This is a genomic window from Streptomyces sp. NPDC053426 (genome assembly GCF_055585405.1).
This window is the reverse complement of record NZ_JBVJKE010000002.1, coordinates 449,806-465,177: the sequence shown is the minus strand read 5'-3', so window position 1 is coordinate 465,177 and position 15,372 is coordinate 449,806. Positions and strand designations below refer to the sequence as shown.

The 15,372-nt window shown below is 71.5% G+C and carries 14 protein-coding genes; 12 read left to right on the top strand and 2 right to left on the bottom strand.

Annotated features, from left to right (window positions below; genetic code table 11):
- The first annotated feature begins 111 nt into the window (after positions 1-111).
- The 7 genes from ACZ62B_RS05935 to ACZ62B_RS05905 all read left to right on the top strand — a co-directional run bounded on the left by ACZ62B_RS05935 (position 112) and on the right by ACZ62B_RS05905 (position 6,983).
- Positions 112-633, top strand: a complete 522-nt coding sequence (locus tag ACZ62B_RS05935) for a hypothetical protein (protein WP_344557281.1) — start codon at positions 112-114, stop codon at positions 631-633.
- A gap of 59 nt (positions 634-692) precedes the next feature.
- Positions 693-2,465, top strand: a complete 1,773-nt coding sequence (locus ACZ62B_RS05930) for a hypothetical protein (protein WP_344557279.1) — start codon at positions 693-695, stop codon at positions 2,463-2,465.
- Positions 2,462-2,698 carry a hypothetical protein gene (locus ACZ62B_RS05925; protein ID WP_344557277.1) on the top strand — a complete coding sequence of 79 codons (237 nt, stop codon included), beginning with the start codon at positions 2,462-2,464 and terminating at the stop codon, positions 2,696-2,698. Before ACZ62B_RS05930 ends, ACZ62B_RS05925 begins: the two co-directional genes overlap by 4 nt.
- Entirely contained in the window at positions 2,695-3,258 is a 564-nt protein-coding gene (locus ACZ62B_RS05920) for a DUF4588 domain-containing protein (RefSeq protein ID WP_344557275.1), read from the top strand. The genes ACZ62B_RS05925 and ACZ62B_RS05920 overlap by 4 nt, the downstream gene beginning before the upstream one ends.
- A gap of 53 nt (positions 3,259-3,311) precedes the next feature.
- Complete coding sequence (locus tag ACZ62B_RS05915; protein WP_344557273.1) at positions 3,312-4,877, top strand: AAA family ATPase; 1,566 nt, start codon at positions 3,312-3,314, stop codon at positions 4,875-4,877.
- A 92-nt stretch (positions 4,878-4,969) separates the two neighbouring features.
- Entirely contained in the window at positions 4,970-5,593 is a 624-nt protein-coding gene (locus ACZ62B_RS05910) for a hypothetical protein (RefSeq protein WP_469689332.1), read from the top strand.
- Between the two features lie 67 nt (positions 5,594-5,660).
- Positions 5,661-6,983 (top strand): Nramp family divalent metal transporter, encoded by a 1,323-nt coding sequence (locus ACZ62B_RS05905; RefSeq protein WP_344557261.1) that lies wholly within the window; start codon positions 5,661-5,663, stop codon positions 6,981-6,983.
- A gap of 34 nt (positions 6,984-7,017) precedes the next feature.
- Here the strand turns inward: ACZ62B_RS05905 and ACZ62B_RS05900 are convergent, their stop codons facing one another.
- Entirely contained in the window at positions 7,018-9,327 is a 2,310-nt protein-coding gene (locus ACZ62B_RS05900; protein WP_469689331.1) for a serine/threonine-protein kinase, read from the bottom strand.
- Positions 9,328-9,498: 171 nt separating this feature from the next.
- A complete protein-coding gene (locus tag ACZ62B_RS05895; RefSeq protein ID WP_344566802.1) occupies positions 9,499-11,208 on the bottom strand; it encodes a chitinase in 1,710 nt (569 codons plus the stop codon).
- A 427-nt stretch (positions 11,209-11,635) separates the two neighbouring features.
- Between ACZ62B_RS05895 and ACZ62B_RS05890 the strand changes: the two genes are divergently transcribed.
- From ACZ62B_RS05890 to ACZ62B_RS05870, 5 genes are all read left to right on the top strand, one after another.
- A complete protein-coding gene (locus tag ACZ62B_RS05890) occupies positions 11,636-12,472 on the top strand; it encodes a hypothetical protein (RefSeq protein ID WP_344566944.1) in 837 nt (278 codons plus the stop codon).
- A gap of 80 nt (positions 12,473-12,552) precedes the next feature.
- Positions 12,553-13,260 carry a Flp pilus assembly protein CpaB gene (gene cpaB / locus ACZ62B_RS05885; protein WP_344566804.1) on the top strand — a complete coding sequence of 236 codons (708 nt, stop codon included), beginning with the start codon at positions 12,553-12,555 and terminating at the stop codon, positions 13,258-13,260.
- 9 nt (positions 13,261-13,269) lie between these two features.
- The gene (locus tag ACZ62B_RS05880) at positions 13,270-14,523 is read left to right on the top strand and encodes a CpaE/TadZ family protein (protein WP_344566806.1); all 1,254 of its coding nucleotides are present in this window, start codon (positions 13,270-13,272) and stop codon (positions 14,521-14,523) included.
- Positions 14,520-14,918, top strand: a complete 399-nt coding sequence (locus ACZ62B_RS05875) for a pilus assembly protein (RefSeq protein WP_344566808.1) — start codon at positions 14,520-14,522, stop codon at positions 14,916-14,918. The genes ACZ62B_RS05880 and ACZ62B_RS05875 overlap by 4 nt, the downstream gene beginning before the upstream one ends.
- A gap of 1 nt (position 14,919) precedes the next feature.
- The gene (locus ACZ62B_RS05870; protein WP_344566810.1) at positions 14,920-15,366 is read left to right on the top strand and encodes a TadE/TadG family type IV pilus assembly protein; all 447 of its coding nucleotides are present in this window, start codon (positions 14,920-14,922) and stop codon (positions 15,364-15,366) included.
- Positions 15,367-15,372 lie beyond the last annotated feature (6 nt).

Here is a 15,372-nt window from a genome sequence, read left to right as displayed (position 1 = left end):
CGGGGCCGAAACAGGTTTTCGGAGTGCCAAGTGGTCCATGCACTCGCACTATTGACTTGGCGTCATTAGTCTTCACTTCTCGCCAAACGCTTCACTCAAGTCGGGGGACACATGAGCCACTTGGAGCGGCCTCGGCGCATCGTGCAGCCGGGCGGCACGGCCGGGACACCGTCCACGTCCTCGGACGCCCTGCGCCGCACGGACCAGGGCCCCGCCGCCGGGGCCGGACCCCGCCGCACCGTCGGCGCGCCCGGCCCCGCCGCACCGCTGCGCCGCGAACGCCTCGCCCCGCGCCCGCAGGGCCTGCGCGACGCGGTCGGCCGCCTCGACGCGGGCCTGGACGAGCACGCCCGCAGGCAACTGGCCGAGTGGATCGGCGAGGAGTACCGGGCCCACCACGGCGAGATCCCGCTCGGCTTCTTCGCCCGCTGCTACCTCGGCCCGCCCTACGTGGACCACCAACTCAACCTGTTCCAGGTCATCGTCCGCCACTTCGCCCCGTCCGACCCGGTCCCCGAACCGTTCTCGGGCGCCCGGATGCTGGTGCGCTCCGGCGGCTACGCCTTCGTCGAGGTCTATTCCGGAGGCCTGCTCCTGCCGGTCCTCGACGACGGGACGGTCGTACGCCCCTGAGCCCCCGCACGCCCCACACCACGTGACCATGTGACAGACCCATGTGATCGGAGAACCGAATGTCCGAGGTGGACTACGCGCTGCACCAGAAGGTGCAGCAGGTCAGCAACCTCGTGGTCCGGCTCAGCGAGCAGGTCGGCTCCGTGTCCGGCCAGGTCCAGGCCGTCGAGGCCAACCAGCAGCAGACCCGCAGTGAACTGAAGGCTCTGCGCGACGAGTTCCTCGCGTTCGTCAGGACCGCCCAGCTCACCGCCAACGTCCAGCGCGCCGAGACCCGCGTCGGAGTGATCCAGGACCAGGTCGACCACGAGTTCGGCCACCACAAGACCGTACGGCGCACCGCTGTCGGCATGCTCCAGGCCTTCGACCTGGGACTGGTGTCCGAGGACAACGTCCGCACGGTCGGCGACCAGTTGATGATCCAGACGCCCCGCTACTGGCTGGCGCCCGCCCTGGTGGCACTCGCGTCCTGGTCGGCCGACGACCGCACGCTGTGCGAGAAGGCGGTGGAGGAGGCGTTCCGCCGCTCACCGGACCGCACCTCCCTGTTCTTCGCCCTGGTGCTGCGCCGCCAGAACCGCAGGGAGGCGTCCGTGCGCTGGCTGCGCCACTACCTGCTCGCCCAGGACCCGGCGGCGCTCGGCCGGGAGTTCGCGATCATCCTGGAGTCCATCGCCCAGGGCGCGTTCGGGCTCGCCGGACGCGAGCTGCTGAACAGCACCCTGGCCGGCTGGCGCGAGACGCTCATGGACAGCGCCGAGGCCCAGCAGAAGCAGATCACCCGCTGGCGCGAGGAGATCGACTCCCTCGTGCGGCCCTCCGCGGCCGCCGAGTTCCCGCGCCTCGTCCAGGTCTGCCCGCAGTGGCCGCAGCTCGACGGGGTGCTGGCCCGGGCCCGCGCCCAGCAGGTGGTGCTCGACAAGTACCGGGCCATCATGGAACGCGAGTTCCAGCCTTCGGACCGGCTGGAGGACGCGGTCGACGACATCCTCGACCGGCTCGTCTCCGAGTACGACGACGAGGAACTGCCGCTCCGCCGTGACCTGGCGTTCAACCACGCGGTGATCGACCACGGCGGTGACCTGGACGCCGCCCGCCACGCGGCCGACGCGGACTCCGCCTCGTACGAGGAGACCCTCGACTATCTGACCGTGCAGACCACCGCCGCCCTCAACCCGGCGGCCATCGGCACCTCGCCCGCCACCCAGCGGCTCTCCGTCGCCGCCTGCCAGGAGTGGTTCCTCCAGGCGCACGCCGGGTTCACCCGCGACTACCGGGCCGCCGTGCCGCAGGACGTGCAAGCCCGGTTCGGCACCGCGTACACGGTGGCCTCCCAGACCTTCCAGCTGCCGCCCTGGCACGGCTCGTTCACCCGGCCGCTGACCGATCTGGAGCTGTCGCTGACCGCCCACTGGGACCAGCACATGGAGCCGTTCATCGCCGGCTACGCCTTCCCCTGGGGGAAGAAGTCGGCGCCGCTCGCCATGGTCCTGGTCGGCATCCTGCTGATCATCGGGGCCTTCTCCATGGCCACCGCGCTGGTCGCCGCCGCGGTCGTCGGAGGCGTCTGGGGGCTCGTCCTGCGCAACGGCGCCCAGGCCGCGCGACGCCTCCAGGACAACGCCCGCCAGCTCCTCCAGCAGGCAAAACTGGAGTCCCTGCACCATCTGCGCGCGGCCTCCGCCGAACTCACCGACTGGAACACCAAGCTGCGCGCCGCCGACGCCGTCGAGCCCCGGTGCCGGGAGCTGATCAAGTCCCTCGGCACCGCCTCCCGGGGCGGCTCGCCGTTCGAGGGCCGGACCGTGGCCAAGGAGGAAACCGCGTCATGAGCACCGCACCCGGTCAGCACCCGGCGGCCCCGCCTCCGCCCCGCAGACCCCCGGGGGACCCCCAGTGGTCCACGCCCGGCACCCCCGTCGGCGGCTCGCCGTGGGGCGCCTCGCGCAGGCCCGCCGGGGAGCGCGCCACCAGCCGCGTGCGCAGGATCGCCGAAGGGCTGCCCGACTGGGAGCCCCTGCCGCCCGGCGAGACCGTCGTCCGCAGGCCGGGCGGCGTGGCGTGAGCACGTACTGGGGGCACGGCGGCCCCTACGAGACCTGGGTGGACTTCCTGCGCCGATGGGCCGCCGAGGAGAACCCCGACCTCGATGCCCTGCCGCCGCTGGCCCAGGACGACTTCCCGGGCGAGACCTGGGAACGGTTCGCCCTCCATCTCGGCGAGGCCCTCGACCTCCGGCTGAAGTCCTGGGCCGGGCGGCTCACCGAGGCGTTGCTCGCCGCCCCGGACGAGTTCTCGGCGGGCCGTGAGCTGGCCCAGGCGCGGGCGGGACTCCTGACGGTACGGGCGGTGGCGGGGCATCCCGGCCTGCCCGAGTCGCACCGCAGGAGGTTCCGCGAACTGGTCGACGGCCAGATCAAGGACCTCCAGCAGCAGCTGGAACGCAGGCTGGACGACCTGGCCGCCGCGAACGGCTCCGACCCACGCTGGGTGGAACGACGCCGCCGCACCCTGCGCGACAACGCCCTCACCGCGACACTCACGCCCTCGGCCGCCGGCTCGGCCGACCCATGGGCCCGGACACACACCGCAGACCGCCCCCGCCGCCGCGTCATCACGGATTGAAGAACCGCGACCGGACTGGCGCGGAGGCACCCGAAACCGATCCGAAGGCCCGCATGTCGAATTACACCGAAAGCCTCCACCACCTGGACAGCTACATCTCCGCCCGTGTCCCAGTGATCGGCATGCGCACCATCGAGCAACAACGCGCTCTTCGCCTCCTCAGGGACGCGGCCCTCCAGCCCCGCCGCAGCAGCATGCCGTTCTGGATCTACACCAGAGCCACCGGCCTGCGCGACCTGCGCACCAACGCGCCCGTGCAGGACGACCGTTCACTGACCGGGGCCATGGACTTCGCCGCCGCCCAGTTCAGCAGCCGAGCCAACGCCACCGTCGTCCTCGTCGACCCCGACCACCTGGAGGACGACACCCCCGTCACCCGGCACATCGCCGAACTCGCCCGGCTCGCCGACAACAACATGGGCAGCATCGTCCTGATCACGGACGCGCCCATCTGGAGCGGGCTGCAGCGGCTCGGCATGAGCCTGCAGCTGGACCTGCCGGACGCCGAGGAGATGCACGGCACCCTCGCCGGTTTTCTGGCCGATCACCGGGGCCACATCCCCATCGAGTGGGACGAGAACGACACCCGCCGCGCCGCCGAGTTCCTGAGCGGTGTCACCGAGGCCGAGTGCATCAACCTGATGGCCACCATCGCGTCCAAGGGCTCGATCGGGAAAGCCGACGTCCTCGGCCTCGCCCAGGCCAAGGACCGCATCTTCAGCAATCTCACCGGCCTCGAACGCGTCCAGCTGAAGGAGAGCGACTACACCGTCGGCGGACTGACCAGCCTGCGGGAGTGGCTGAGCCGCAAGCACGGCATGATGCACGCCGACCTGCGCGACTCGGAGCTGCGGCCGCCCAGGGGCGTTCTGCTGGTCGGGGTGCCCGGCTGCGGGAAGTCGCTCTCCGCCAAGGCCATCGCCCACGAGTGGCAGCTCCCGCTCTACCGGCTCGACATGGCCAGCATCCACGGCAAGTACCTGGGCGAGTCCGAGGGCCGGTTCCGGGAGGCCCTGGCGATGGCGGACCGGGTGGCCCCCTGCATCCTGTGGATCGACGAGATCGAGAAAGGCCTCGCGGGCAAGGACGACATGTCCGGCGTACCGCAGCGGATCATCGGGCAGTTCCTGTTCTGGCTCCAGGAGTCGCGGTCGCGGGCGTTCGTCGTGGCCACCGCCAACGACATCCGCAGCCTGCCGCCCGAGCTGCTGCGCAAGGGCCGGTTCGACGAGCTGTTCTTCGTCGACCTGCCCGACAGCCAGGACCGCAGGGAGATCATCGAGCTCTATTACCGCCGCTATCTGAAGACCGACCCCGAGCCGGAGCAGGTGGACCGGCTCGTCGATCTCTCCGAGGGCTTCGCGGGCTCCGACATCGAGTCGACCCTGCACGACGTGGGCGAGGAGGCGTTCCGCTGCGGCGGCGCCGACCGCATCAGGCCGTCCTTCCTCCTGGACACCTTCGCCAACACGGTGCCCTTGAGCCGGGTCAACCCCGAGCAGATCGAGGAGATCCGCGCCTGGGGCCGCGAGCGCGCGGTGCCGGCCGGCCGCGCGGCGACGACCGTGGGCGCGGGCGCGGCGACACCGTCGCGAAGGATCGTGTTCATGGACGAGTGACCCGTGTGAGCCGTGGTGCCCGTGTAGGCGTCTTATAACAAAGTTGGGGCTGGCTGTGTCCGACACAGGTTTGTCGACCATACTCCTGCGGTGTGGAGCAGCGCATAGGTTCGAGCAGCCAGCCCCTGGAAGGCGCCGGATTCGATCCGGCATTCATCCCCGGGCTCACCTCGCCCGTGTCCGGCCGGGAGGAGGGCGCGAAGGCGAAGCCGGAGGAACCGGAGGACACGGTCCCGGAGGAGGACACGACCCCGGAGCCGGAACCGGAGGCGGAGGAGGATTCCGCCCCCGAGGAGCCGGCGGCCCCCGACGGTCCCGTCTTCGAGGCGTCCGACCGCCGTGCCCGGGTCGTCGCCGACCACAGCGGCGTACGACTGCGCCTGGACGACCAGGAGTGCGAGTTCCGCTGGGACGAGATCGGCGCGGTGGAGACGGAGACCGCCCGCTTCGGCAAGCGCTACACGCTCACCGTCCACACCCCTGACAGCCGCTGGTACCCGATCGAGGTCGAGGCCCCGTCCCGCAGCAGCTTCGCGGAGTGGGACACCGCACTGGACGTGGTCCTGGACGCGTACTTCGAGGACGGCGAGGCGCAGTCCGAGAAGGACGACCAGCCGGACGATGCGAAGGACGACGAGAAGGACAGCGCGAAGGACGAAGAGAAGGACAGCGCGAAGGGCAGCGAGGGCGACGGCGACGGAACCGACGCCGACTAGGCGCATCGGGTGAAGATCCGCGCACGCCCTCTTGTCCCACCGGCCGCCATGGGCTTTCTTGACCCCCATGGCGGACACCACGGGCAACACCAGAGACGTAGGCGTACCGGGCGGGACCGACTCGGCTCCGCGTAAGTCCAGTTGGCGCTACATCGGTCCCGGCATCGTCGTCGCCGCGACCGGTGTCGGCGCCGGCGACCTCGTCGCCACCCTCATCGCGGGCAGCAACTTCGGCTACACCCTGCTGTGGGCGGCGATCCTCGGCTGCCTGGTGAAGATCTCCCTCGCGGAGGCGTGCGGCCGCTGGCACCTGTCCACCGGCCGCACCCTCTTCGACGGCTGGGCGAGCCTCGGCCGCTGGACGACCTGGTTCTTCGCGGTCTACGCCGTGATCTGGGGCTTCGTGTACGGCGCGGCGGCGATGTCGTCGAGCGCCCTGCCGCTCCAGGCCCTCTTCCCGGACGTGATGGACCTCGAATGGTGGGGCATCGCCTGTGGCCTCGTCGGCCTGGTCTTCGTCTGGTTCAACAAGTACGACGTGTTCGAGAAGGTCATGACGGTCCTGGTGGGCGTCATGTTCGTCGTGACCGTCTACCTGGCGGTCCGCGTCACCCCCAACCTCGGTGACGCCTTCGCCGGCCTCCTCCCGGTCCTCCCGGACGAGAAGGACTCGGTCCTCAACACCCTCGGCCTGATCGGCGGCGTGGGCGGCACCATCACGCTGGCCGCGTACGGCTACTGGGTCAACGCCAAGGGCTGGACGAACACCGGCTGGATGAAGGTGATGCGCCTGGACAACCGGGTCGCCTACGCCACCACCGGCGTCTTCGTCATCGCGATGCTCCTCGTCGGCGCCGAGCTGCTGCACTCGGCGAACATCGCGATCGCGAGCGGCGACAAGGGCCTGATGCAGCTCGGCGACATCCTGGAGGAGGAGTACGGCACGGCCACCGGCAAGCTCTTCCTGATCGGCTTCTTCGCCACCTCCTTCACCTCCCTGATCGGTGTCTGGCACGGCGTGAGCCTGATGTTCGCCGACTTCCTGGCCCGGCAGCGGGGCGAGCGGGAGGCGCGGGGCGACGAGCTGGCCTCCGGGCGCCGCGAACGCTCCTGGGCCTTCCGCGCCTACCTGCTCTGGCTCACCTTCCCGCCCATGATCCTGCTCTTCCAGGACGAGCCCTTCCGCCTGATCATCGTCTACGGCGTCCTGGGCGCCGCCTTCATGCCCTTCCTCGCCCTCACCCTGATGTGGCTCCTCAACTCCTCCCGCACGCCCCGCGAATGGCGCAACGGTCCCCTCAGCAACACCATGCTCGCCGTCGCCGGCCTGCTGTTCCTGGTCCTCTGCGTCAAGCAGGTCTGGGACCAGCCGTGGTCGGAGTTCTTCTGACGCCCACGGCGGTCCCACCGAGCCGGACGCGCGCTCAGTCCCCGCGACGGTAGGTCGACGGGGGCTGGTCGTCGCCGAGCAGGGTCACGGTCAGCTGGTCGGCGCTCTTGAGCCGCAGTGTCCTCGTGTTGCCGTTCTCGCACTGGTCCTGCGGTTCCGCGACCGTGACGACCGCGGGGCCGAGCCGCACCCCCGTGCTGGTGGCGTCCACCACGACGCTCTCCCACTCGCAGTGGTACGCCGCCCCGTCACCGGTCCACTCGGCCACCACCTCACCGTAGGCCCCTTGTTCCAGCACGAGGGACATGCTCTCGCCGGAGTCGGTGCCCTCACGCTTCCAGGTGCCGAGGAAGGAGTCCGGGATGGGGGTGCCGGACGGTTCGGTCCTCGTGAGGATCGCGGTCTCGCCGCCGTCGCCGCTGGTCCAGGTGATCGAGCCGTCGTCGCCCAGACGCAGGGTCTGCTCGCCGCCGTTGGTGCAGCCGGACTCGGGGATGCTGGTGACCGCGCGGGACTCCAGCACCATCAGGCTGCCGAACGAGACGAGCTTCCCGGCGCCGGTGCACAGCACGTCCTCGAAGGAGTTGAACGTCGTCGCGACGTCCTCGCCCTCCACGCCCTGGGTGATCGTGATGCGCCGGAGCGATCGCACGTTCCCGTCGGAGTCCTTGCCCTGGCCCTGCCAGGTGCCCAGGTACTCGTCGGCGATCGCGCCCTCGATGGAGGCCGAGGGCGCCGGGCCCGAGGAGGAGGTGTCCTCCTCGTCCTGCGTGGGGTCGCCCGCGGGCTCTTCGGTGCTGTCGTCGGCGGGCTGCTCGGAGCCGCCCGTCTCCCCGGCGCTGGTGTTCTTGCCGTCGTCCTTGTCGCCGCCCAGGTTCATGGCGGCGTAGGTGATGCCGCCGGCGACCAGGGCGACGACCAGGGCGACGGAGCCGACGACCAGCCGGGTCCGCCTGCGGGCCGCCGGAGCGGGCGCGGGGGCCGGCGTCGGAATGGGGTCCCCGAACACACCGAGCGGCGGCGCGACCGGCGTCGGCGCGGGTGTCCGGGCCGGGGTGGGAGCCGGTGTCGGGTCTGCGGCGGGCGGGCTCGGATCCACGGCAGGCGGTGCCGGGCTCATGGCGGTCGGCCTCGGGTCCACGGCGGCAGGGTCCGCAGCGGGCGGAGCCGGGTCCGCAGTGGGCGGGGTCGGGTCCGCGGCAGGCGGCGGTACCGGGTCCGGCGTGGGCTGCGGGGTGGCCGGCGCGCCGGCCGGCGGCGGCGGGGTCGCGGGAGGCGTCGCGGGCGGAGCGGAGGGCGGCGGCGAGGACGGGGCCGCCGACGGGACCGGTGGCGCCCCGGGCGGCTGCGGGGTGGCCGCGGGCGGCCCGGTGACGGGCATCGGCGGCACGGTCGGCGGTGCGGCCGGAGGCGCGGGGACGGCCCGGGTGCCCGGTGCCTCCGAGTCCAGCAGCCGGGCCGCCCTGCGGCCCAGTTCCGCGATCAGGCCGGCCGGCAGCCACGGCTCGGTGTCCGCGCTCGCCGCGTCGGCGGCCGTGCGCTCCACCAGATCGGCGGGCGTCGGCCGGGCGGCGGGGTCCTTGGCCAGGCAGTCGCGCACGAGTTCCGACAGGCCCTCGGGCAGGCCGGACAGGTCCGGCGCCTCCTGCGCGATCCGGTACATCACCGCGTGCATCCCGCTGTCCGACGAACTGAACGGCTGGCGCCGGGTCGCCGCGAAGGCCAGCACCGAGCCGAGCGAGAAGACGTCGCTGGCCTCGGTGAGCGGCTCGCCGCGGACCTGCTCGGGGGACATGTAGCCGGGCGAACCGATCACCGCCCCGGTGCGGGTCAGCTTGCCGTCGGCGGTCACCGCGTCGAGCGCGCGGGCGATGCCGAAGTCGATGACGCGCGGCCCGTCGATCGTCACCAGGATGTTCGCCGGCTTGAGGTCGCGGTGGACGAGGCCCGCCTCGTGGACGGCCGTGAGCGCCCGGGCGAGCCGGTTGGCGAGGATCCGCACCGACCGCTCGGGCAGCGGCTCCGGACGCCCGGCGATCACCTCGTGCAGCGAGGGCCCCGGCACGTACCCGGTGGCGACCCACGGCGCGGCCGCGTCGGTGTCCGCGTCCAGCACGGGCGCGGTCCACTCGCCGCCCACGCGCCGCGCGGACGCGATCTCCTGCGCGAACCGCCTGCGGAACTCGGGCTCCGACGCCAGCTCGGAGCGGACCAGTTTCACGGCGACGGTGCGGCCACCGGTCGAGCGGGCCAGATAGACCTCTCCCATGCCGCCCGCGCCGAGGCGGGCGAGGAGCCGGTAGGGGCCGATACGTGACGGGTCGTCGGGTCTCAGCTCATCCACGGCCCGATCCTCGCACAGCAGTCAGGCCAGGTGGCGTCCGAAGACGCATCGGTCACTTCTGTATCCCGCTCGTGACCTGCGGTCTCCGCCCGGGGCACCGGGCCCCGGACGGCGCCGCCCCCGCCCCGCGTCGTCGCGGGGCAGGGGCGGTCTCCGTTCGGGCCGTGCCGGTTACGGCAGCGCGTGGACGTGCGGGCCCACCGCGTTGGACCAGGCGTTTCCTGCCGTGGCGTCCCAGTTCGTGGACCAGGTCATCGCGCCCCGCAGGTCCGGGTAGGTCCTCGACGGCTTGAACGAGCCGCAGTTGGTGCCCTTGGTGAGGCAGTCCAGGGCGTTGTTCACGATCGTCGGGGAGACGTAGCCGCTGCCCGCGCCCCGCGTCGAGGCGGGCAGGCCCAGGCCGACCTGGGACGGGTCGAGACCGCCCTCGAGCTGGATGCAGGCGAGCGCGGTCAGGAAGTCCACCGAGCCCTGGCTGTAGACCTTGCCGTCACAGCCCAGCATGGAACCGCTGTTGTAGTACTGCATGTTGACGACCGTGAGGATGTCCTTCACGTTCAGCGCGGTACGGAAGTACGAGCCGGAGGTCGACTGCATGTCGATGGTCTGCGGCGCCATCGTCAGGATCATGTCCGGGCCCGCCTTCGCCGACAGGGCGCGCAGGGCCTGCGTCATGTAGGTCGCGTTGAGGCCGTTCTCCAGGTCGATGTCGACGCCGTCGAAGCCGTACTCCTGCATCAGCGCGTACACCGAGTTCGCGAAGTTCGTCGCCGAGGCGGAGTCGTTCACCGAGACGGTGCCCTTCTCGCCGCCGACCGAGATGATGACCTTCTTCCCGGCCGCCTGCTTGGCCCGGATGTCCGCCTTGAACTGGTCGACGGTGTAGCCGTCCAGGCCCGCCGAGTCCAGGTTGAAGGTGACGGCGCCCGGAGTGCCGGTGGCGTCCGCGAAGGCGACCGCGATGATGTCGTAGGCGTTCTGGACGTCGGAGATGCGCTGCACCGCCGCGCCGTTGTCGAAGTTCTGCCAGTAGCCGGTCACGGCGTGCTTGGGCAGGTCACCGCTTCCGCCGCCGTCGTCCTTCTGCTTCGTGCGGGCCGTCACCGCCGTCGACTTCGGCGACTCGCCCGCCGCGTTGGTCGCGGCGACCTGGAAGGAGTACGAGGTGTCGGCCGCGAGGCCGGTCACCGTCGCCGACGTGCCCGACACGGCCGTGACCTTCGTACCGTCGCGGTAGATGGTGTACCCGGTCGCCCCCGACACCGTGTTCCAGGCCAGCGACACCGACGACGACGTCGTACCGGAGACGGAGAGGCCGCCCGGGGTGCCCGGGACCGTCGGCTCCTCCTCACCGCCGCCCCCGTCGGGGCCGAACACCGACAGGTCGTCCACGTGGTAGGCGGCCTGGCCGTACCAGCCGTGGGTGTAGACCGTCACCGAGGTGGTGGAGGAACCGGTGGAGAAGCTGGTCGAGAGCTGCTTCCAGCTGCCGGAGTCGGGGGTCCAGGTGGACACGTCCGTCGTGCCGGTGCCGGTGACGCCCAGGTAGGCGTACCCGCCCTGCACCCAGCCGCTCAGCTCGTACGTGGAGTTGGGCCGCACCGCGACCGTCTGGGAGCAGCGGGCGTTGTCCTGTCCGGCGGGCGTGGCCTTGAGCGCGGCCGTACCGCCGTGCACCGGGGAGGAGACGGTCGTGCCGCTGTTCGCCGAACAGGTCCAGTTGCTCAGGCCCGCCTCGAAGCCGGCGTTCTTGGCGTTGTTGACGTCCGCCGCGGACGCCTGGCCCGCGCCGGCGAGGGGAAGGGCGAGGGCGAGGGCGGAGACGAAGGCTCCGGCCCAGAGACGTCTGCTGCGGACGGGCGTTCCTGGTGCGCGGTTCATGGGGCCTCCGGTGGGGGAGAAAGGGGCGGGGGAGAAAGGGGAGATGGGGGGAAGAGGGGAAGGGAACGACGGTGGCCACCGTGTGCAGCACAAGGTGGTCCAGACCAATCTCGTTGTCAATAGGTCCAGACCAAAATCGACCAGTGAGCCGGCCCCGGGGCAACGCCCGGCGTCAAGGAGATGCACGAGATCCACACCTGCGGGGCCCGATCGAGACCGGCAAGATGCTCAGCGTGTCCCGTTTTGGCGCACCTTGTGCACCGGCAGTTGCTGTTCGGCTACCCAAACGCTGTTCTCCGGCCACAGACCCGCGGATACAGTGCTGACGTAGTCACGCAGTGAAGTCACCAGGGTGCATCGGAGTGACGCCCGATGGGCCGAGGGGCCTGGGGAGAACGGGGAGCCGCGCGTGCCAACTGCCATCGCCGTGACCGGCGCCGACATGGCGCTGCCGGCCCAGGACGAACGAACCCTGCCCGCCGTGGTGCTGCGGGACATCGACACCCGCCCGCTCGAACAGGTCCTGACCGAACTGCAGTCGGTCATCGAGCACCACGGGCACGTCATCGTCGTCTGCTCCCAGGCCACCCCCCTCGCCGTCCGGCGACGCCTGCACACCCTGCGCTCCCTGCTGGAGAGCGACCGGATAGCCCTCTTCCGCCCCGACCTGCCACCGCTCGGACTGGCCGTCCTGGCCCGCCAGTTACGACAGCTCGCCTCCTGCGACCTCAGCCCCGGCGTCCTCGCCTCCGCCGGCCGGCTGCTGATCCACTACATCCACTCCGGGGCCCTGCTCGGCTCCGTCGCCCGCCTCGACCGCGTCCCCGTCGACCTGAGGCAGCACGCCAAGTCCTGGATGCCCGGCAGCCAGTTCGCCGTACTCGCCCACCCGCAGCCGCAACTCGTCCGCCTCGGCCCCGAAGCCTCCCTCGACGGCCCCGAGTTCGGCACCTGGATGCTCGTCGCCAAGGGCCAGCTCCAGTCCGACTGGGTCACCACCGCCCTGGCCCCCTCCTGGAAGGTCCAGGGCCTGCGCGAGACACCGCTCCCCGCCGATTCCCCGGGCTGGTGGGGAACCGGCAAGCTCATCGAGTTCTGCACCTACCTGCCCGACCTGTCCGTCCTGTACCAGCTCGTCACCTCCGTGCGGCGCGGCGTCTGCCACTGGTGCGGCATCGACGTCATCGGCGACCGGTGCGTGTTCTGCTCCGCCGTACCGCCCGCCCCCGAGGGCACGCCGGCCCTCGCCCGGGGCCGCACCTGACCCCGTTCGACCATCGCAGAGACCCGCAGACCCCCGCCCGATTCCGCTCGACCGATATCCCCGATGAGGTTGCACGGTTCATGAACTCCCGTCAGCGCCGCGGCGTGATACTCCTGCTTCTGTCGGTCCTGTGCGCCCTCGGCGCGTTCGCCGGCGTGCTCTCCGTCATCAGCGACGTGGAGTCCAAGGTCGGCCCCGAGGTCACCGCGTACCGGCTGAAGACGAACGTGGCGCCCTACACCCCCCTCAGCGCGGGCCAGTTCGAGAAGATCGAGATGCCCGAGCGGTGGCTGTCGAAGAACGCCGTCACCGACCTGGACGAGATCCGGGGCAAGATCGCCGTGACCGATCTGCGGGAGGGCTCCCTGCTGCAGAGCGACATGATCGTGAACCAGCCCGCCCTGCAGCCGGGACAGCAGGAGGTCGCCATCATGATCGACGCGGCGACCGGCGTCGCCGGCAAGATCACTCCGGGCTCCTCGGTCAACGTCTACGCCACCTTCGAGGGCGAACGCGAGGGCGACCCCGACCAGTCCAGAATCATCGTGACCAACGCCAAGGTCCTCGACGTCGGCAAGCTCACCGCCCTCCGGCCCGACGAGAACGACCGCGGCCGGGAGCCCACCGACGCCGTCCCGATCACCTTCGCGCTGTCCGCCATCGACGCCCAGCGCATCACCTACGCCGAGTCGTTCGCCCAGCGGGTCCGCCTCGCGCTGGTCGCTCCCGGAACCGACGGCACCGTCCCGGACTCGCAGCGGACGTACGAACTCGCGAAGGACAAGTGAGAGGCCCGCATGCCCACGAGGATCCTGCCGGTAGTCGGCGACGCGGACGCGGTCCGGTCCCTCACCACACTGCTCAGCCAGCTCCCGGACGCCGAGCCGGTGGCCCCGGTGGTCGACTCCACCCAGCTCATCGACACCCTCGCCCGCCTGGCCGCCGAGTCCGTCGACGAGCTGCCCGAGGTCGTGGTCGTGCACGAGCGGATCGGCCCCGTCCCCGCCCTGGAGCTGATCCGCGAAGTCGCCCTGCGCTTCCCCGCCGTCGGTGTCATCCTCGTCACCTCCGACGCGAGCCCCGGCCTCTTCCAGGCCGCCATGGACTACGGCGCCCGCGGCCTGGTCGCCCTCCCGCTCGGCTACGAGGAACTCGCCAGCCGCGTCCAGGCCGTCGCCCAGTGGTCCGCCGGCGTACGGCGCCACCTCGGCTCCGGGGGCGACGTGTTCACCGGCGTCGGCGGCACCGTCGTCACCGTCAGCGGCGCCAAGGGCGGCGTCGGCGCGACCCTGACCGCCATCCAGCTCGCCCTCGCCGCCCAGGCCTCCGGCCGCACCACCGCCCTCGTCGACATGGACCTCCAGACCGGCGACATCGCCGCCTACCTGGACGTCCAGTTCCGCCGCTCCGTCGTCGACCTCGCCGCCGTGGGCGACATCTCCCCGCGCGTCCTCGCCGACGCCGTCTTCCGCCACGACACCGGCCTCGCCCTGCTGCTCGCCCCCGGCGAGGGCGAACGCGGCGAGGACGTCACCGACCGCGCCACCCGCCAGATCGTCAGCGCCCTGCGCTCCCGCTACGAGGCCGTCGTCATCGACTGCGGCGCCCAGCTCGGCGGCGCCGGCGCGGCGGCCGTGGAGATGGCGGACACGGCCCTGCTGGTCACCACCCCCGACGTGGTCGCCGTACGGGGCGCCAAGCGGGCGGTGCGGATGTGGGACCGACTGCAGATCCGCAAGGCCGAGGAGACCACCGTGGTCGTCAACCGGCACACCCGGTCCACGGAGATCCAGCCCCCGCTCATCCGGAAGATCACCGGCACCGCGGTCGCGTCCACCGTGATCCCCGCCCACTTCAAGGAACTCCAGGCCGTCGTGGACGCCGGCCGCGTCCACGAACTGGAGAACAAGAGCACGGTGAAGCAGGCCCTGTGGGGCCTGGCCGGCGAACTCGGCCTGGTCAAGGCCGCCGAGGGCGCCCGCAAGGGCGGCAGGCCGCGCGGCGACCGGGGGTCGGTGAGCTTCCGGCGGCGCAGGGACGGAGGGGGATGACCATGAAGGCGGCATTACCCGCGCGTGGTCGTGACCGGGGCCAGGTGACCATCGAGTTCCTCGGCATGACCCCCACGATCCTCGTGACGCTGGTGGTGCTGTGGCAGCTCGTACTGGTGGGGTACGCGTTCACGCTCGCGGGGAATGCTGCGGACGAGGCCGTACGGGCGGGCACGGCGGCGGCACCGGGCGCACGCCAGGGCGCCTGTCAGGCGGCAGGGCTGGACAAGCTGTCGGGAGCGTGGGCGGAGGGAGCGACCGTGAACTGCACGACCTCGGGCGGCTTCGTCACCGCCGACGTGAAGCTGAACGTCCCCCTCCTCTTCCCCGGCGCCATCTCCCTCCCCCTCGACGTGGAGGGACACGCGGGCGCGGTCGAGGAGGAGACGGACTGACATGCCGTACCAGCCGCACAGGTCGTACCGGCCGCACGGGCCGTACCAGCCGCATAAGGCATACAAGCCGCACAAGACGTGCAAGCCGCACGGACCGAACACACACCGGCTCCGCGACCGCGGCCAGGTCGCCATCGAGTACCTCGGCTTCCTCCCGATCCTGCTCATCGTCGCCATGGCCGCCGTACAGCTCGGGCTGGTCGCCTACACCGCCCAGCAGGCGGGCACGGCGGCCCGCGCGGCGGCGCGCAGCGCGTCGCTGGACCAGGCGTACGGCTCCGCCTGCACCGCCGCCGTCAGCGACTGGCTCGCCGACGGCACCTCCTGCGAGGGCTATCCGGGAGGCGACGAGATCACCGTCACCGCCACGGTCGACATCCCCTCGATCGTGCCGGGCTGGGACTTCGGCCCCGCCCGCAAGTCCGCCACGATGCCGCGAGACCACTGAGGAGCG

Coding starts and splice junctions, on each gene's coding strand:
- ACZ62B_RS05935 (WP_344557281.1), top strand. CDS start 112: ATGAGCCACTTGGAGCGGCCTCGGCGCATCGTGCAGCCGGGCGGCACG.
- ACZ62B_RS05930 (WP_344557279.1), top strand. CDS start 693: ATGTCCGAGGTGGACTACGCGCTGCACCAGAAGGTGCAGCAGGTCAGC.
- ACZ62B_RS05925 (WP_344557277.1), top strand. CDS start 2,462: ATGAGCACCGCACCCGGTCAGCACCCGGCGGCCCCGCCTCCGCCCCGC.
- ACZ62B_RS05915 (WP_344557273.1), top strand. CDS start 3,312: ATGTCGAATTACACCGAAAGCCTCCACCACCTGGACAGCTACATCTCC.
- ACZ62B_RS05905 (WP_344557261.1), top strand. CDS start 5,661: ATGGCGGACACCACGGGCAACACCAGAGACGTAGGCGTACCGGGCGGG.
- ACZ62B_RS05895 (WP_344566802.1), bottom strand. CDS start 11,208: ATGAACCGCGCACCAGGAACGCCCGTCCGCAGCAGACGTCTCTGGGCC.
- cpaB (WP_344566804.1), top strand. CDS start 12,553: ATGAACTCCCGTCAGCGCCGCGGCGTGATACTCCTGCTTCTGTCGGTC.
- ACZ62B_RS05880 (WP_344566806.1), top strand. CDS start 13,270: ATGCCCACGAGGATCCTGCCGGTAGTCGGCGACGCGGACGCGGTCCGG.
- ACZ62B_RS05875 (WP_344566808.1), top strand. CDS start 14,520: ATGACCATGAAGGCGGCATTACCCGCGCGTGGTCGTGACCGGGGCCAG.
- ACZ62B_RS05870 (WP_344566810.1), top strand. CDS start 14,920: ATGCCGTACCAGCCGCACAGGTCGTACCGGCCGCACGGGCCGTACCAG.